This is a genomic window from Scytonema hofmannii PCC 7110, from assembly GCF_000346485.2.
GTDB classification, from domain to species: domain Bacteria; phylum Cyanobacteriota; class Cyanobacteriia; order Cyanobacteriales; family Nostocaceae; genus Scytonema; species Scytonema hofmannii.
Genome location: NZ_KQ976354.1, coordinates 10,733,054 through 10,752,025, shown reverse-complemented (window position 1 = coordinate 10,752,025; position 18,972 = coordinate 10,733,054). Strand labels below are relative to the sequence as shown.

The following is an 18,972-nucleotide window of genomic DNA, read 5'->3' as shown; positions in this document are numbered from 1 at the left end:
ATCTGTGTTCATCTGCGTTCATCTGCGGTTCCTTGATTATTTAATGTATGGCACCCATTCCCTTCTTCAGTAAAATCGTGTGATGATATGTATATTTTTGTCTCGTACATTACGAATACGAACCGATATGGGCATAGTAAGAATGTTTATACTGCACGAGAAAGACAATGACAGCTACTTTATCAGGTTATCAACTCAAAGAAACCGTTCACTCTGGCAGTAAAACCGTCATTTATCGGGGACGGAGAGAAACTGATAATGTGTCGGTTATTGTCAAAACTCTCCTCTGCGAACATCCATCCTTGGAGGAAATTGCGCGACTGCGCCACGAATATCAAATTCTTCAGCCTCTGCAAATTCCTGGCATTGTCAAACCCTACGAGTTAAAGAATTATCAGCACGGTCTGGCTTTGGTTTTGGAAGACGTTCCGGGTTGCTCGCTCATTGATGCGATCGCCTTTGGCGCAAGCCGTACCCGGCTTATCGCGACTCCAACAACAAGCTTGATAGCTTTCCTGAAGGTAGCAATTAATCTGGCACAGATTTTAGGGGAACTGCACGTCCAACGAATTATCCATAAAGATATTAAACCACACAATATTCTGATTAACCCTGACTCTTGTGAAGTCAAATTAATTGATTTCAGTATCTCCTCGCGCCTCGATAAAGAAAATCCTACCTTCAGCAATCCAAATTTGCTCGAAGGGACTCTTGCTTATATGTCGCCCGAACAAACGGGTAGAATGAACCGAGCGATCGACTATCGGACTGACTTTTATTCGTTGGGTGTGACTTTGTATGAAATGCTGACGGGTACTTTGCCGTTTCATGCTATCGACCCGATGGAGTTGATACACTGTCACATTGCCAAAACACCACCTTCCCCCTGTCAAGAAACTGTTTGTCGCGTTACAGAAGAAGTGCCAGAGGCGATGAGTGCGATTATTTTGAAATTGTTAGCGAAAACAGCAGAAGAGCGGTATCAAAGTGCTTGGGGACTGAAAGCAGATTTAGAGGAATGTTTATTTCAATTTCAGGCGACTGGAAAGATAGAAAACTTTGTACCGGGAAGAAGGGACAAATCCGGGCAATTTTTGATTGGGCAAAAGCTTTACGGACGGGAAGCCGAAGTCACAAGGTTAATGGCGGCTTTTGAACGTGTGGCAGCTGGTAGCAGCGAACTGATGCTTGTCTCTGGTTATTCTGGGATTGGCAAAACAAGTGTCGTGAATGAAGTTCATAAACCGATTGTCAGGGCGAGGGGTTATTTTATTGCGGGCAAGTTTGACCAGTTCAAGCGTAATATTCCCTATGCATCATTGATTCAGGCTTTCCAATCTTTAATTCAGCAGTTACTTACCGAAAACGTTGCCCAAATTGAAGCTTGGAAAGAAAAACTGTTAACTGCATTAGGGGAAAACGGGCAAGTTATTATTGATGTGATTCCGGAAGTGGAACTGATTATTGGTAAGCAACCACCTTTGCCACAACTGGGTGCAGCAGAATCTCAAAATCGCTTCCATCGCGTCTTTGGACAATTTATTGGGGTATTTACGAATCAAGACCATCCCCTGGTGGTCTTTCTGGATGACTTACAGTGGGCAGATTCAGCATCGCTGAACTTAATTGAGCTATTGATGACGGATCGCGATCGCAATTATTTATTATTGATCGGAGCGTACCGCGATAACGAAGTCTCGCCCACCCATCCACTCATGCTGAGTTTGTCCAAAATTCAGTCCTCGGCTGCGGTTGTCAATAACATCGTCCTGTCACCGTTGCAGTTAACGGATGTGTTGGCGTTAATTGGGGATACGTTGAATGAAACAGAATGCAGCAAGCCACTGGCAGAATTACTCTTCCATAAAACTGGAGGGAACCCCTTCTTTTTAACGCAACTCCTGAAAACTCTGCATCAAGAAGACTTGTTAACGTATAACTTCCAATCTGGGGCATGGCAGTGGGATATTCAAGATATTCAAGCAATTGGCATCACCGATCTGAATGTTGTTGAACTGACGGCAAGAAACATTCGCAAACTGTCACTAGAAACACAAAAAGTACTAAAGTTAGCTGCTTGTATTGGTAACACTTTTAACTTAGAAGTTTTGGCGATCGTTAACGAAACCTCTTCTCTAACGACTGCGGCGAAATTGTGGTCTGCGCTTCAAGCTGGGTTAATTCTGCCATTAACTCAGGACTATAAAATTCCTTTAGTATTTAGTCAGGAAGAACATGGTGGTATTACTTTAACTGATGTCAAAGTTGACTACAAGTTTTTACACGATCGCGTACAGCAAGCAGCATATTCTCTCATTCCCAATGAACAGAAAAAAGAAACGCACCTCAAAATTGGTCAATTGCTTTTGCAAAATACAACACCTGAACAACGCAAAGAAAATGTTTTCGCGCTGGTTAACCAACTGAATTATGGGGCTGACTTACTGATATCTGAGTCGGAAAAATCCGAGTTAGCAGAACTGAACTTGATTGCAGGTCAAAAAGCAAAAGCAGCTACAGCTTATGAGTCGGCGATCAAATATTTACAAGTTGGTTTATCTGTTCTAGCGGTAGATAGTTGGGAGAGCCAGTATGAACTGACATTAGCGCTGTATGAGCAAGCAGCAGAGACAGCATTTTTAAGCGGTGATTTTGATGAAATGCAGAGATTTGTTGCGGTAGTGCAAAATCGCGCCACCTCGCTAGTGGACAAAGTGAAGGTATATGAAGTCCAGATTCAAGCTTATATGGCGCAGAACAAATTACTCGAAGCAATTAATACGGCGCTACAAGTCTTACAGCTTTTGGGGGTGGAGTTTCCTAAAACAGTGAAACCTTCAGATATTGGGCAAGCATTAGAGGAAACCGCATCCATTTTGAGTGGGAAAGAACCCTTGGACTTGCTTTACTTACCTCAAATGACCAACCCCGATAGGTTAGCAGCGTTAAAGCTACTGTCAAGTCTATTTATTGCCACCTACTTGGGCGCTCCGGAAATAGTACCCCTAGTGGTATGTAAACAAGTCAATTTATGTGTCCAATATGGTAATGCTTCCGTGTCTCCCTATACATACGCCCTTTATGGTTTTCTTCTGTGTGGAGTTGTGGGAGACATTGAGCGGGGCTATCAGTTCGGTCAATTAGCTTTAAGTTTGGTTTCAAAATTAAATGCCAAAGAAGTCAGCACCAAAACGTACCAAATAGTAAATATATTGATTCGGCATTGGAAAGAACACGTCAAGAATACCTTAGAACCAATGCGGTCAAATTACTCTAGAGGGTTGGAAACTGGAGATTTAGAATATGCTGCTTATGGTGCATTTGAATACTGCTATCAACTATATTTGGTTGGCAAGCAACTAACTTTCGTTGAAAAAGAAATGGTAACTTACTGGAATGCCATTAGTAAAATCAAGCAAGAAACAGCGCTTCATTATCAGGAAATCCATTGGCAAGCTGTCTTAAATATAATGGGCAAAAGCCAAAATCCCTGCATTTTAAGGGGTGAAGCTTATGACGAGCAGAAAATGCTACCCCTACACCACTCAACTAATGACCAAGTCGCAATTCAATTTTTCTACTTTCACAAATTGGAGCTTTGTTACCGATTTGAAAACTACTCCCAAGCACTGGAAAATCTCAATCAAGCAGAAAATTATTTGGGTGCAGCTACAGGGCAGGTAGTTTTTGTTATCTTCCATTTCTACGATTCTTTAATACATCTGGCGGTGTATGGCGAGCGACTAGAGTCTGAGCAGCAGGGTATTCTCGCTCGCGTACAAGCTAATCAAGAAAAAATGCTCAAATGGGCGCATCATGCCCCAATGAATCATCTGCACAAATTTTATCTAGTAGAGGCAGAACGGCATCGAGTTTTAAACCAAAAACTAGAAGCAATAGAGATGTACGATCGAGCGATCGCTCTTGCTAAAGAAAATGAATACATCAACGAAGAAGCACTCGCCCACGAACTCGCGGCCAAATTCTATCTATCATGGGGTAAAGAAACAATTGCCCGAACCTACATGACCAATGCTTACTATGCTTATAACAATTGGGGGGCTATTGCTAAAGTTAAAGATTTAGAATCAAAATACCCACAATTCATTACGCCGTTAAACACAAAAAAGCCAGAAACGAATTACTTGGAACTGACTCAGACAAACTCCACGGTTACCGGAGGCTCTTACATTCTTGACATGATGACGGTGATGAAAGCTTCACAGGTGCTGTCAGAAGAAATAGTGCTGAGTCGCCTGCTGGAAAAAATGATGAAAATTGCGATCGAAAATGCTGGCGCTGTCCAAGGTTACTTTATTGCCAAGCACGAGCATCAATGGATGCTAGAAGCGGCGGGAATGGTTAAAGGGAAAGACATCAGTGTTGTTGTTAACTTGGAGAAATCAACAGATTCACTCTTACTGCCAGTTGCCTTATGCAACTATATCGAAAGAACCAGAGAAAATCTAGTTTTAGACAATGCTGTTAAAGACGCCCGTTTTGCAATTGATGCTTATATCACCGATCGCCAATCTAAATCAATTTTGTGTTTACCGCTCATTCATTCTGGCAAGTTTACTGGTATTCTTTACCTAGAAAATAATCTTATTCCTGGTGCTTTTACCCCAGAACGGGTAAACGTGCTGAATTTATTGACAGCACAAATTTCCATAGCAATTGATAACGCCCGTCTCTACACCGATCTACAAAATTACTCACAAGAACTCGAAGCTAAAAACACAGCTTTGCACGCATCCGAAACGCGAGAGCGAGAAAAAGCCTCTCAACTCGAACAATCTCTGCACAAACTGCAACAAACCCAAGCCCAACTCGTGCAGACCGAGAAAATGTCAAGCTTAGGGCAATTGGTAGCAGGAGTTGCCCATGAAATCAACAATCCAGTCAATTTTATCTTTGGCAACTTGACCCATGCCAAGGAATACACTCAAGATGTGCTGAGACTGCTGGAACTTTATCAGAAACATGACCCATTTCCCGACCCAGAGATTCAAGAAGAAGCACAAGCCATCGACCTTGAATTTCTACTTCAAGACCTACCCAAGTTACTGTCCTCCATGCGAATTGGCGCAGAACGAATTCAAAAAATTGTTGCTTCTCTACGGACTTTCTCTCGCATGGACGAAGCTGAGATGAAAACCGTTAATCTTCATGAAGGGATTGAGAGTACTTTAATGATTTTGCAATATCGCTTTAAAGCAAAGTCAGACCGTCCTGGGATTGAAGTGATCAAACACTACGGTAATTTGCCTTTAGTCGAATGCTATGCAGGGCAATTGAATCAGGTGTTTATGAATGTGTTGAGTAATGCGATTGATTCTTTGGAATCAAGCGGCACAATCAATGCTTTAGAACAGTCATTATTGAACAATCAAAAACTTTTGACAACCCCAACCATTACTATTCACACCGAACAAGTCGATAATTATCAAGTTGAAATCCGCATTGCAGATAATGGACCAGGTATGCCAGAGTCTGTTCGACAACGCCTGTTCGATCTCTTCTTCACGACAAAACCTGTGGGCAAAGGAACGGGTATGGGCTTATCGATTAGCTATCAAATTGTGACGGAAAAACACGGGGGGTCACTTTTGTGTAAGTCAGAACTTGGACAGGGAGCAGAGTTTATCATCCGCGTGCCAGTTCGGCAACCAGTGACCAGTGACCAGTGACCAGAAGCATTGATTTTAATCCCGACAAATTTTGTCGGGTATGTTTGACGGGTATTTTCACTCGTGTTACTATCAAAACCACAGTTGACGGACATCCAGGGAAAGCTGACTTATGACACAGGCGACAACCACTCATACCCAAACAAGCGCGGGCACTTTTAAATCCTTGAAGTGTAAGGAATGTAGTGCGGAGTACGAACTCAAAGCCCTCCACGTGTGCGAGTTCTGTTTCGGTCCGTTGGAAGTTACCTATGACTACAGCGCCCTGCGGTCTAAGGTCACCCGTGAAACAATTCAAGCAGGTCCCAACTCCATTTGGCGCTACCGTCACTTTTTGCCAGTCGCCAGTGAAAACCCCATTGATGTGGGAACTGGTATGACCCCACTGGTTCGTTCCCACCGCTTGGCACGTCGCCTTGGTCTGAATAAACTGTATATCAAAAATGATGCCGTCAATATGCCAACCCTCAGCTTTAAAGATAGGGTGGTGTCGGTTGCTCTGACCAGAGCACGAGAATTAGGTTTTTCCACAGTTTCTTGCGCTAGTACCGGGAACTTGGCTAATTCTACTGCAGCGATCGCAGCATATGCCGGTTTAGATTGCTGCGTGTTCATTCCTGCTGACTTGGAAGCCGGAAAGATTTTGGGTAGCCTAATCTACAGCCCAACCCTCATGGCTGTTAAAGGTAATTACGACCAAGTCAACCGTCTCTGTTCTGAAGTAGCCAATACACATGGATGGGGATTTGTCAATATAAACTTGCGTCCATATTACTCCGAAGGTTCCAAAACACTAGGCTTTGAAGTTGCAGAACAACTGGGTTGGGAGTTACCCGACCATATTGTTGCACCTCTAGCATCTGGTTCGTTATATACAAAAATTTACAAAGGCTTCCAAGAATTTGTAGAACTGGGTTTGGTGGAAGGCAAGAATGTTAAGTTTAGCGGCGCACAAGCAGAAGGATGTTCGCCCATAGCTCAAGCATATAGAGAAGGACGCGACTTTATCAAACCAGTCAAACCAAATACCATCGCCAAATCCATTGCGATCGGCAACCCTGCAGATGGTGTATATGCTATGGATATAGCGCACAAAACTGGTGGTAATATTGAGTCTGTGACAGATCCCGAAATCATCGAAGGCATCAAGCTGCTTGCTGAGACAGAAGGTATCTTCACAGAAACTGCAGGAGGGACAACCGTTGCCGTGCTGAAGAAATTGGTAGAAGCAGGCAAGATTGACCCCGATGAAACCACCGTGGTATACATTACCGGAAATGGTTTGAAAACCCAAGAAGCCGTACAGGGCTACATTGGAGAACCCTTGACCATTGAGGCGAAGCTCGACAGCTTTGAAAGAGCACTAGAGCGTTCTCGGACACTCGATCGCCTCGAATGGCAACAAGTTCTTGTCTAGTTATGAGTGAGTGGTTAGTGGTTAGTAGAACACCAATGAACAACTAACGATGACAGGCGAGACGCCTATCCTACACCACTAACAACTAACGATGACAGGCGAGACGCCTATCCTACACCACTAACAACTAACAACTAACAACTAACCGCTAACAATTAACCATGTCTGTCAAAGTTTTAGTTCCTACTGCCCTTCAGAAATTTACAAATAACCAAGCTGCCTTAGACTGTAATGGCAGCACCGTTGCCGAACTGTTCGATTCTTTAGAAAAAAACTGTCCCGGTATCAAATCTCGGTTATGTGACGACAGCGGACAACCGCGCCGATTCTTGAATTTATATGTCAACAGCGAAGATATCCGCTTTTTGGATGGAACAGCTACACCATTAAAAGATGGTGATGAAGTGAGTATTGTCCCTGCAGTAGCTGGTGGTTAATGGCTAATAGATTACCTTCATAAAATTCAACACTTTTGTGGTGCGGGCGTCCTCGCCCGCTTGTGTTGTAACTACTAGGTAATTGCATAAATTCTCCCTACTCCCCTAACTCTCATCTTTTAGTAACTTCGACTTGATAAGTCACAATCCTAATTCCTTTTGTACTTGCTCCCAAGGTATTTTAGTATCGTTTTTAGCATCTTCAAAATCTTCTGGCAGGAAGGGAGTAGTTTTTGCAGGTAAGTTTACTTGATAAATCACCTCTTAGATATACTAGAAGAAAAATCGTCATAACTTAAGATAACAAATATTATGATTACTTTAGTCCAAAGCCCAGTAAGTTCCGACCCAGAAGTTATGGGCGGTACGTTAGTATTCAAAAATACTAGAGTTCCTGCCCAATCATTATTGGAGTATTTAGACGATGGATTTTCTCTTCCAGAGTTTTTAGAGAATTTTCCTTCTGTCAATCGTACAGATGCGGTAAATTTTCTAAAACTGGCTCGCGAGCAATTTCAATATGAAAATTATTCTGGATGAGAATTTACCAAAAGCTTTAAAGCGCTATTTCTCTGCTTACGAAATAACTACTGTTCAGGAACAGGGATGGGCTGGGATTAAGAATGGTGAATTAATTGCAAGGATTGATGGAGTGTATAATGTTTTTCTCACATCAGACAAGAACTTGAAATATCAGCAAAACTTGACTGGACGAAGAGTAGCGATTATTGAGCTTCCCACAAATCGATTAAAGGTATTAGAAACTCTTATCGATAAGATTTTAGCAGAGGTTGAAAGTGTGTCGTTGGGAATGTACGTGCAAATATCTCTATAACGAAATGTAAAATCTCTAGAGCATCGCTACAGTAATCCCAAAAACCCGGTAACTTTATCGTTGAGCATATGAGATACCAAGCTTTCCGGTAGAGAGAAACCGGGTTTTTGCGCCCTTTTTGACTACTGTACCACCGCTCTAGCCCCCTTTCCAAGCACTCAATGTGTTGCTCTGATAACGATCTAGAGATCTGTGTACACCGTAGCTGAAAAAGGGGGGTTATGCTTAAGTCCTATGAACTTCTAACTCCATCCTTGCATTTCAACAAGTTCCATACACAATTCATTAATTGGTTCTAAATTAGGTCGTTCGGGCAAAGTAGACACTTCGTACACCTTGTCCATGTTAGCAACCAAATCCTCTGCCATTTTCATGACTTGTTCGTAGGAATAATCTCCCCTGAGAATCGCTTTTAAATCCTCCGCATCACCAGCAATTTTCCGGTCTACAATTACCTCTCCTTTTTGCAAGATTTCTAGTCCACTCCGTAACAACCTGATGCAGTGCATTCCATGTTTGAGATCGTAACCCGATTTTCGTTCCATTTCTGCCCTAGCCGGATTTCGATTTTCCTGCCATGATAGGTAAGCTTTCCATTCTCTCAAAGCCACTTGATAAGTTTGGCTTTTTTTCAACAAGCGAATAAAATCCTTATGGCTGTTTGTTAATTTTTGCGTGTATTCCAACGCTTCCTCAGCTAAGGGATACTGTTTGAGCACACCTTTAAAATCTATATCTGCTGTCAGCAGCTTATACAATTGTTCTGCTTCTTCTAGAAATTCAATTTTTCCTCTAATTAAATGATAAAGATACTCTAGAAAAGCGTGTAACTCATCTTTTGTGAGTGGTGCTTCATCTCCTATTCCATAATCAGCTGGTAATGGTTTCTTTTGTGGTGGATTGAGCAGCCACTTGCGATGAGTTTCCATCTTCTTAATTTGGGCAAAAGCATAACCAGAATAAGTGTGCTTGACTTTCTTAGTTAAAAAGATTTTTTTGTGATTGAGTAATTCTTGACCAACTGTTGTTAAAACAGGATATTTTTCTAACCACAATAATTCCAAAATATTGGGATTTGCTCCTGCTAGTAACTGTATCATTTTCCGGATTTCATATATGACCGTATCTTTATTTCCATCTAAAAATGGAAAGATTCCTGGTTCATCCCATCCAGCATCTTTTTGTTCGATGATGTCAAAGCCTAGATAGTAATTTTTGGTTGCTACAAATACACCTCGATAGTCATAATCTGAATCGGGTCTGTTTAACCCATATCCATGACTACCTGCTAACCCGATTAAAATTGTTCTTTTTTCTACTTCTATTCTTTCCATATGAGAATTTTAGATTTTAGATTTTAGATTTTGGATTAAAAAAGCTGGCGTTGCATAAAACAGGGATGAAAAATGAACCGCCAAGACGCCAAGAGCGCCAAGAATTAAGTTTTTCAACTTACAGAGAAAATAAAATCATCCCCCAAATATGCAACGCCAAAAAGCTTTGCTTAGAGGAAATTTTATACTCCTATCTGTCGCATTCTTTTTTCAACTTGCTGTGACTGGTGGGTATGCGATAAGCCGGTTATGGCTTTAGCCGTATCGCATTTCGACCAGCAATGTTTGTATTATATTGTAGTATATTTTTCTGAATTTGTCCTTATTTCCAACTCTTAGAGGGTGTTTGAAAAGTGGTTGGCTATGATTTTAGGCACTTATTGATCTCCCCCCAATCCATACGGGGGGACTAAGAGGATGTTTGAAAAGATTTGGGCGAATAAAATTCGCTACTATACAAACCAAGTGCGTCTGCACGGACTAACAGAAAATCAAGATATTAAAACCCACGTAGGTGGGTTTTGCTTGTATAGCCGCGATTTCCAATCGCCAAGGCTGTATTAATTGCTTGTGTGTACACCGTAGCCTTAAAAAGGGAGATAGGATGATAAAATGAACTGCTGACGGCTCCAAATCCTACTATGGTACAGATAGTTCAAGCAAAAGATATAGACCTACGCTACCTCATTGATAACTTTGGTCTTCAGCTAATTCAAGATGACCAATTCTTTCTAGAGTGGCAAGAAAATTTACCAGAAATCACAGATTTAGATAAACTCCTTTTAGACAAAGTGAAAGCGGGTTATTTTAATCTCCTTAACTATCCCCCGCTTCTAGAAGATGTCGTCAGAATGTCAATTCTTGACCCCATCTTGTTTATTGGAGATTTTTATTTAGCTCCTTTTTATGTCAAATCAGAGGAATCAATAGATATTGCGGTAGAAGATGAAGAAGTCATTATCAAAGGAAGAATAGACACATTAGTGTTAAAAGACCAATTCTGGGTTATGGTTATCGAGTCAAAAAAAGCGGCTTTTTCTATCGAGGAAGGATTAGCACAGATTCTTGCTTATATGTTAGGTACTCCTTATTCCGATAAACCGAGTTATGGCATGATTACGACGGGAGGAAGTTTCATCTTTATCAAATTAGTGAAAGGGGAAATACCACAGTACGGTACATCTGATATTTTTGATATTCGCAATCGTGGAAATGAATTGTACGATGTCTTGCGGATTTTAAAACGCCTCAGTCAATTGGTGATTAGCACATGAGGAAGAATTAACCGCCGATGAACGCGGATGCACGCTGATGAATTTGTGCCTTAGCAGATAAGGAAACTTTACAACCGTGGATCTACAGGCTCACTTTCTAGCGCTAAAATACCAAAAACGCATTCATGGATGCGGCGTAGGGGCGCACGAGCAACAAACCGCTCTAATGCTTCAACACCTAGGGCAAATTCTCGCATGGCAAGGGACCGTTTGAGGGAGAGTCCCCGGTGACGCAAGCGTTCTAAATTTTCGGTTTTTGAGTATTCGAGTCCGTAGATAATCCGTAGATATTCCCGTCCGCGACACTTAATTGCAGGCTGCACGATACCGCGATTTCCTTTGACTATAAATTGCATTGGCTTGACGACCATACCTTCACCTCCTGCATTTGTTAGTTCTTCCCACCAACGCACTCCCTCTGCTTGGCTGTTGGCGTCAGTTAAATCGATCGTCTTGTAGTTTGTTGCCAGAAGCAGGTTAGGGTCGGACTGGCAAATTTTGGCGATTTGTTCCATGTGCCAGAGATGGTCTTTATCGGTATGGGCAGTGCCCTCTGTTGCTAGTATGTGGAAGGGAGCAAGTTTGAGGTTAGAAATATCATTGACTGACCAGCAGTAGCGGCGGTAAGTATTGACGTACTGATGTGCCATGTTGACTCGTTCTTGATAAGAACTGAGTTGGTTGCTGACATCTACACCCCGTTGACTTGCTTGTTGTAACAAGGTTACAGCATCAGTTAAAGAAAGGCGCGATGCAATTCCAACAGGTGCATACTGTTGCTTTAGCAATCCTTGGGCTTTGGCAGACCAAGGCATCAGTTCGCAATCCAAGCAAACCCATTCTGTATTAAAGGTTTCCCAAAAACCACTGTGGGAAAGAGCAGCATTTAACCGGGTCAAAAATTCTGTCTCTAGGTGTGAATTATCAAAAAATTTTCTTCCCGTCCGGGTATAGCAAATTCCAATCCCCTCATCCACTACACCAAATTGTTTTCTCGCTGCTGTCTCATCTCGACAGACGATCGCGATCGCACGAGAACCCATGTGTTTTTCTTCGCAAACTACTTCAGTAATTCCATGGTTTTGATAATAGGTAAAGGCTGGAATCGGGTGTTCTAAATAACCCGGTTCTTCAGATGTTTCTACAGGAGACATAGTAGGTGGTAAGTAAATCAGCCATTTGGGATTAGCCGCAAAACGGCTCATCACCTCCAGGGCGGCGATCGCATTTTCTTCGCGAATAGTAATGTTACGCTTGAGTTGGGTATTGATGAGGCGCTTGCCAAGGACATCCTCAATATTCAGCACATCATCATATTCCTGCTGCAAAGACGCACTATTCCGCCCTCCAATTGGTTTAACGGGTTCGCAATACGTGTGCAAAGCAGGAACGCTAACCAGTTCCTTTTCCGGATACCTCAATGCAGTCAGTTTTCCACCAAAAACGCAACCCGTATCAATATCAATAGTATTATTCAACCATTCAGCTTCTGGAACAGGAGTATGTCCGTAAACAACCATCGCCGCACCGCGATAATCAGCCGCCCAATTGTAACGAACAGGCAAACCAAACTCATCAATTTCCCCCGTCGTTTCACCGTATATAGCAAACTCCCGTACAGCCCTAGAACCCCGTCCTTGCATTTCCTGTTTTAAGCCCGCATGAGCAACCACTAACTGTCCCTTGTCCAAAACATAATGACCGATCAGGGAATCAAGGAACTCACACAACTCTTTTGTAAATGGTTGACGCACATCTTCTGGCAAAGCTTCAATTTCTGCCAAAGTTTGCTCCAACCCATGATTCACCTTAACATTTTTACCCCGTAATTTCCGCAATAATTTGTTTTCATGATTGCCAAGAATACAAAAACCCGTTCCCGCGACAACCATGTTCCGCACGAGTTTTACAGTATCCAATATCCGAGATCCCCTGTCTACAAGGTCGCCTAAAAAAACTGCTTTGCGTCCTTCAGGGTGGTAGTACGTGGGGAAATCCCCCAAGTCTTTCTCATAGCCCAACTTTTGCAATAGCGCTTCAAGTTCGTCACAGCAACCGTGAAGATCGCCAATGATATCAAAAGGACCAAATTCGTGTTTGCGGTTGTTCCAAAGTGGTTGGCGCTCAATTTCTACAGATTCTATTTCCTCAACAGAATCAAAAATGTAGACATAGCGGAAACCTTCTTTTTCCAAACCTCGTAGTGATCGCTTCATAAACTGAGTGTGACGGCGCACGACATGAAGACCAAACTGACGGTCTAGTCGTTGTTGGTTGCGTTGGTGACAAAGTTCCTGTGGGAGATTAAAAGCGATCGCGACAGATAAAAAATGATATTCTCGTGCTAGTGCCAGTAATTTTTTGCGGTCTTCTGGGTAAACATTAGTAGCATCTATAACAGTGAGTTTACCCACAGCCAATCGCTTAGCCGCAATATAGTACAACACATCAAAAGCATCAGAACTTGCAGCCTGATTGTTTTCGTCATCAGATACTAGCCCTCGACAAAAATCAGAAGACAATATCTCAAAAGGCTGAAAGTTTCTACGAGCAAATGTTGATTTACCAGAACCAGAAGCTCCGATAAGAACGACAAGAGATAATTCAGGGAGTGTTATTTTCATGTTAGGGATTAGGGATTGGGGATCGATACTCCTCAGTTAAGCGTAAAAATACGAAAATACGTAGGTTGGGTTGAGGAACGAAACCCAACTCATCAGTTAAGCGTAAAAATACGAAAATACGTAGGTTGGGTTGAGGAACGAAACCCAACATTTACAGGCATTTGTTGAGTTTCTCCATAGTGCTCCCAACCCACAAAAATTCTTATTCAAGTAGTATTGGATTGGGGATTAGTTAATAGCATGGGTATTGCCCACCAAATCAAGAATTAGCCATTAGCCCCCATTTTGCACCCATTTGTTACAAATAGCGATCGCTAATTACTTACATTTTGCTTCCAAGAAGTTACGTATTTCATGCTAAGCTTTATCTTCATTCGTTAGCTGATAGATTTGTCGCAATTCATCTAATGTTGCTACAGTTTCTATCGCTTCTAAGATGGCATCTAAAATATTAACGTCCTCGATCGCTTCAATTTCCGGTAATAAATCTCGACCACTGTTGCCAAACTTCAGCCTTAATCCTAAAGATATACCCTTTATTAGGGTTTCCTTTTTACCTTCTTCTTTGCCTTCTTCTTTGCCTTCCTTTTTACCTTCTTCTCTTGCATTGCGTTCAATAGAAGTGATGTATTTCATACTTTGCCTTGCCTCTAGTTGTTGTACTTCTTTATTAAACTCTACTTCCAGATTTGGTGGTAACGTCATCATCCAATCAATAAAAGCAAATAAATTAATAACATCTTGTTCTTGTAACCCTTGTTCGTATAATCTCCGTACCAAAGCTAGTTTTTGTACTTTACGCTCGTTACGGTCACTGATAGTATTTAGTGCTGCCAGGTGTGCCATAACTACGGTAGCAAAGGGATTATTGTCTTTTTCAAGCTCGGATAATCTTTGCTGATAATCTACTAATTTAACAACTGGAAATTGAAAATTCAATGTACAGCCAAATAAACTGTAACCAAACTGTGAGGGTTTCCAATTTGGGTTGCTGTCACCAAGGACTGCTAGGGAAACTACGGTCTTTTTATATCTATCGTAGATCCGATAGTTATAAGTGTATATCCGTGCGGCGAAGTCTGACTCTTCTTGAGATTGAACTTCGACATGTACTAACAGCCACTCTTCTTCACCATTCTTTAAATATAGTTTTACCAACTTATCTGCAAAACGACGTCCGATTTCCGCGTCTTTAGTGACTTCTTCAAGTTCTTTGTCGAGAAATTCAATTTTTTTTGTCCAATCAATTAGGTCGTGTCCAGCAGGAAAAAAGAACTGCATAAATTCTTTAAAATATGTTTGTAAAATATCTTTCCACGGAGAATCATATTTAGTTGATGCTTTTTTAGTTTTGTTCTCGCTATTTTTGACGTTTTCATTATTACTGGTATCAGTCACGGAAGTAAAAAAAACTCTTATTTTGTCTTCAATTTAAATATATTAAAATGATAGTAAAAAAATATTTGTTCATAAAAAAAATAAATATTGACACACAGTTTTTCTGTAACCCACTCATCATTGTTTATGTCGAACGCAATATTAATAACATTTCACTTTTTTGAAGATACAAATGCTTTGGTAAGGGCGCAACGCCTTGCGCCCCTACAACCAATGTACATCGATCGTGCGTTTCATAAATTGTTATAAGCGCGAGAAGATACTATCTGTTGTTCCTCAAGATGCGACAGGAGACGGGTGTAGAAACAAAGATTAGCTATTAGCTACTATCAACTTTTGTAAAAACTCACTATATTCATCCTTCATCGGCAAATTAAAATCATAATGAATGCGCCGTCGTATGGTGGGAACAACTTCACCATTCATGGGATTGTAACCCAACTTTTCATATTCTTCCCAATACATTCCTACACCCCGTTTTTGCCAGTTGGGTAATTGATTGAAATTAATACCGTACTGGAATAGAAGTTCGTTTTTATCAGCAACAGACATTTTCTCAAGTCTTTTAGTAGCTTGAGTAGCATTATGACCATTTCGTCGCAAACTCCAGTAACAATGAGAGTTTAGGGAATTTCTATGAGCGTCTTCATGTCGCCAACGAAAATAATTAACAACTTCCTCTACATTCGGAAGTTGAGATATCCGACAATCAAAAGCACCAATATCGCCAAGGAGTAGAGAAAATTTGGCACTGGCTTCTCCAGCTAAAACCGAATTGAGTTTTCTTAATTTCCGACCAAAAGTACATTCATTCAGCGCAAATAGTAAAGAAATTTCATCACTTTGATTATAACCATATACAATATCTATTCCACAATTCATTAAATATTCAGTTGTTGTTAGCATCATGTCGCGAAATTTTTCGTCGTAAGGAGCTTCAAATTGATGAACTTCCTTAGTCAGTCGAGTAAATCCACGTCCATCTAATCTTGCCACTATATAAAGTCCAGGCAGCACGCAATGGTCATGTGCTGTCTCAAACACCCGCATTTTGCGATCGAGTTCATCAAATTTCATTTGTTAATTGTTAGTGGTTAGTCGTTAGTCGTTAGTCGTTAGTTGGATGGTTACTGGTCACTGGTCACTGGTCACTGTAAACACTGCCATTTGTGTGGGTGAACCTACTTCTGGATCGTCTAGTCCAATTGATTGAAATTTGAGTTTGTAACCAAAACGTTCTGCTACGGAATTTGCCCAAGTTTGAAATTCTTGACGCGTCCACTCAAAACGATGGTCTTTATGGCGCAATTTCCCTGCTGGTAAGTTCTCAAATTTGATGTTGTATTCAATATTGGGAGTGGTCACTATAATTATTTTTGGCTGGGCAAACTCGAATAACACTCGCTCGAAGGCTGCAAGTCGGGGTAAATCAAGATGCTCTATGACTTCAATGACAGTGGCTGCATCGTGTCCGGTAAAACGCTTATCTTGGTAGGTGAGCGCACTTTGAAAGAGTTGCATCCGGTTCCATTGGTTTTTGGGTAACCGCAGGCGGTCTAATCTTTCTTGGGCAACCTCTAGGGAGCGATAGGACACATCTACACCTGTAATTTGTTCAAAAAAGCTGTCTTGGAGTAGCGTCCGCATTAAACTGCCCTGACCGCAGCCTAAATCGATGACTCGCTTTGCACTGTTTTCTTTTAAGGTAGTGACAACCGCATTTAACCTCTGCTGATTTAAGCTAATGGGTTTTTCTACCTCTGCTTCTTCCTCAGCATGGCTTTCTTGGATGGAATCTGGATCGGGTTGATCTTCTTCTGCTAATTTTGCTAAAGCAGTACGCGTGAGACGGTGCTGCCGTTTTAAGTAGCGACGGGTAATTTCTTGTCTTACAGGATGTGTTGTTAACCATCCCTCTCCATGACGCAACAGCTTTTCCACTTCTTCATCACTAACCCAGTAGTGCTTCTCATCATCTAAAACAGGAATGAGTACGTAGAGATGACTGAGTAGATCGGTCAGAGGTAAAGTATGCTGCAATTCTACGGTGTAATACTGGCTTTGTCCCCAATCGGGAAATTCCTCGTCTAATAGGTGACTTTCAGCGCTGACAGTATAACCCAATGGTTCAAATAACTGCCGCAAGAATACTTCACCACCCCGACATGGTAAAACACTCAATTTGGCGACTACGGGTATGGGCGTTTGTACCATTTCCGGTCGGTCTTTACACCGACCCGCAAGGGCTGTACTAAAAACTTGAGCGATCGCAACACTAAAAAATGAAGAAGCCACATAAGGGCGATCGCTCACATACTCTGCCAAAGTTACACCACGTCTCCGCACCAACTTTATCTGGTCAATATCTAATAACAGCGCCGCCGTGCATCTGTCTTCGCTAACCTCTGGGTAAAAGACGTGTGCTTGTCCAAAGGAAAGGGAAAAGGATTGGCAGCGATCTGGGTGTTTGTGCAGAAGATAACCCAAATCAGTTGTCGGGTTGTGTGTGGTAGTGATGGTGAGGAGCATTCTTTTTCGGAAAACTGATATTACAATTATACTACAAAATATTTCCTTTGGATATCTACGAGTCAAATAACAGTGACCAGTGACCAGTGACCAGTGACCAGTGACCAGTGACCAGTGACCAGTGACCAGGTTCTCGTTTGTCGGTATCATATCTTTGTTCTTGTGGAACGGGCATCCTGCCCGTCCTGTGTTATTTTTCAGAGGGGAGGGAGTAAGATATCAAGATTTTGGTAAGGATTCAGCAATTGATTTCATGGGCAGATAAAGCTTGAAAAGATGTTCCTTAAATTGCCGAAAACCATATTTTTGATAGAAGCGAACTGCATTTTCATCTATAGCCTCCACGACTACAGCTACTGATGCAACCTGCTCTGTAGCTTCTAGCGAGCGCTTAAGAGCATCAAAAAGAACCAATTCACCTATACCTTGACCTTGACAGGTGCGGTCAACAGCAAGGCGACCTAGTAAGGTCGAAGGTAGTAATGGATAGCGTGGTAAACCTTTAGCTAAAGTCTCATCTACTTCTTTTATTTCTAGGGTATACACAGAAAGAGTGTAGTAAGCAACAATATCATTACTGGGTGCATTAATTAAAACAAACACTGCGGCAACCTTTTTCTTCAGGTCTTGGGATGCTCGCTTGCGTATGTAATCATCTAAACTGTCATTTCCACAAGAAAACAAAGCGCGATTATGCTTTTTGGTATCAAGCAACTCAATCGTTAGTGTCATGATTTTGCATCACTTGCTTGTAACGTGAAGCTGCAGCGATGAGAGCATCTGAGGGTTGAGGCGGATTTAAAAGCGCTTCCACAAGAGCCTCGCTGTTTTCTAAACTCAGTTTCAGCGTTTGATACTGCTCAATAATCTTACAAGCTGCTGCTTGAGCGCTAGCGATGACAAAATCTGTTAAGGTGACCCCCTCCAAATCAGCCGCTTTTTGCCACAGGGCTTTTATCTCTGGAGCAACGCTAGCTTCCAATTGAACCATTGGTTGCGGCGTATTAGCGGAAATCATAAAACATCCTCATAAATCCATATCTCTAATTATATGCGGCAAAATGACTGTCTTGAAAAAGGGAGTGGGGAGTAGGGAATGCGGAAGAGGGATTTTCATGATTGGTGATGAAATTTTTTCATCGCGACTACCTCGACTTCATTTCGTCTGGCGTTGCTTTCCGTGCAGTCATTCCCAAGCGAAGCTTGGGAACGAGAGATGGGTATCATATCCTTGTTCTTGTGGAACGGGCATCCTGCCTGTCCTTGAAACTCCGCAGGCTGGAAGCTTACCCTACTTCCTATTTTCAATTTTCAATTTATGAATTGAAAAACACTTCTTTGAGATGATAGTAACTGAGAAAATAATATTTTTTCATAAAAAAATAGCTGGATATTATAGATAGCAATCTTATTTGATTTGTCATAATTGCGAAA

At 41.7% G+C, this 18,972-nt stretch carries 13 protein-coding genes; 6 read left to right on the top strand and 7 right to left on the bottom strand.

What is annotated here, in order from left to right; translation table 11 throughout:
- Positions 1 to 167: 167 nt before the first annotated feature.
- The 5 genes from WA1_RS45315 to WA1_RS45295 all read left to right on the top strand — a co-directional run bounded on the left by WA1_RS45315 (position 168) and on the right by WA1_RS45295 (position 8,379).
- On the top strand, positions 168 to 5,690 hold the full coding sequence (locus WA1_RS45315) for a trifunctional serine/threonine-protein kinase/ATP-binding protein/sensor histidine kinase (RefSeq protein WP_017744153.1): 5,523 nt from the start codon (positions 168 to 170) through the stop codon (positions 5,688 to 5,690).
- Positions 5,691 to 5,802: 112 nt separating this feature from the next.
- Positions 5,803 to 7,107 carry a threonine synthase gene (gene thrC / locus WA1_RS45310; protein ID WP_017744152.1) on the top strand — a complete coding sequence of 435 codons (1,305 nt, stop codon included), beginning with the start codon at positions 5,803 to 5,805 and terminating at the stop codon, positions 7,105 to 7,107.
- Positions 7,108 to 7,268: 161 nt separating this feature from the next.
- Complete coding sequence (locus WA1_RS45305; RefSeq protein WP_017744151.1) at positions 7,269 to 7,544, top strand: MoaD/ThiS family protein; 276 nt, start codon at positions 7,269 to 7,271, stop codon at positions 7,542 to 7,544.
- 312 nt (positions 7,545 to 7,856) lie between these two features.
- On the top strand, positions 7,857 to 8,084 hold the full coding sequence (locus WA1_RS45300) for a DUF433 domain-containing protein (protein ID WP_017744149.1): 228 nt from the start codon (positions 7,857 to 7,859) through the stop codon (positions 8,082 to 8,084).
- Positions 8,065 to 8,379, top strand: coding sequence for a DUF5615 family PIN-like protein (locus WA1_RS45295; protein WP_017744148.1), 315 nt, complete (start codon positions 8,065 to 8,067; stop codon positions 8,377 to 8,379). The genes WA1_RS45300 and WA1_RS45295 overlap by 20 nt, the downstream gene beginning before the upstream one ends.
- Positions 8,380 to 8,621: 242 nt before the next feature.
- Here WA1_RS45295 and WA1_RS45290 read toward each other — a convergent pair whose 3' ends face one another.
- Positions 8,622 to 9,713, bottom strand: coding sequence for a nucleotidyltransferase domain-containing protein (locus tag WA1_RS45290; protein ID WP_017744147.1), 1,092 nt, complete (start codon positions 9,711 to 9,713; stop codon positions 8,622 to 8,624).
- A gap of 641 nt (positions 9,714 to 10,354) precedes the next feature.
- Here WA1_RS45290 and WA1_RS45285 point away from each other — a divergent pair.
- The gene (locus WA1_RS45285; RefSeq protein ID WP_017744146.1) at positions 10,355 to 10,987 is read left to right on the top strand and encodes a hypothetical protein; all 633 of its coding nucleotides are present in this window, start codon (positions 10,355 to 10,357) and stop codon (positions 10,985 to 10,987) included.
- A 68-nt stretch (positions 10,988 to 11,055) separates the two neighbouring features.
- Here the strand turns inward: WA1_RS45285 and WA1_RS45280 are convergent, their stop codons facing one another.
- The 6 genes from WA1_RS45280 to WA1_RS45255 form a co-directional block, all read right to left on the bottom strand.
- A complete protein-coding gene (locus WA1_RS45280; protein ID WP_017744145.1) occupies positions 11,056 to 13,611 on the bottom strand; it encodes a polynucleotide kinase-phosphatase in 2,556 nt (851 codons plus the stop codon).
- A 357-nt stretch (positions 13,612 to 13,968) separates the two neighbouring features.
- Complete coding sequence (locus WA1_RS45275) at positions 13,969 to 15,009, bottom strand: RpnC/YadD family protein (protein ID WP_017744143.1); 1,041 nt, start codon at positions 15,007 to 15,009, stop codon at positions 13,969 to 13,971.
- Positions 15,010 to 15,321: 312 nt separating this feature from the next.
- On the bottom strand, positions 15,322 to 16,086 hold the full coding sequence (locus tag WA1_RS45270) for a tRNA(His) guanylyltransferase Thg1 family protein (RefSeq protein ID WP_017744142.1): 765 nt from the start codon (positions 16,084 to 16,086) through the stop codon (positions 15,322 to 15,324).
- Between the two features lie 57 nt (positions 16,087 to 16,143).
- The gene (locus WA1_RS45265) at positions 16,144 to 17,538 is read right to left on the bottom strand and encodes a 3' terminal RNA ribose 2'-O-methyltransferase Hen1 (RefSeq protein ID WP_017744141.1); all 1,395 of its coding nucleotides are present in this window, start codon (positions 17,536 to 17,538) and stop codon (positions 16,144 to 16,146) included.
- A gap of 219 nt (positions 17,539 to 17,757) precedes the next feature.
- Positions 17,758 to 18,270 (bottom strand): GNAT family N-acetyltransferase, encoded by a 513-nt coding sequence (locus tag WA1_RS45260; protein ID WP_017744140.1) that lies wholly within the window; start codon positions 18,268 to 18,270, stop codon positions 17,758 to 17,760.
- Positions 18,254 to 18,556, bottom strand: coding sequence for a type II toxin-antitoxin system TacA family antitoxin (locus WA1_RS45255; RefSeq protein WP_017744139.1), 303 nt, complete (start codon positions 18,554 to 18,556; stop codon positions 18,254 to 18,256). The genes WA1_RS45260 and WA1_RS45255 overlap by 17 nt, the downstream gene beginning before the upstream one ends.
- Positions 18,557 to 18,972: the final 416 nt, after the last annotated feature.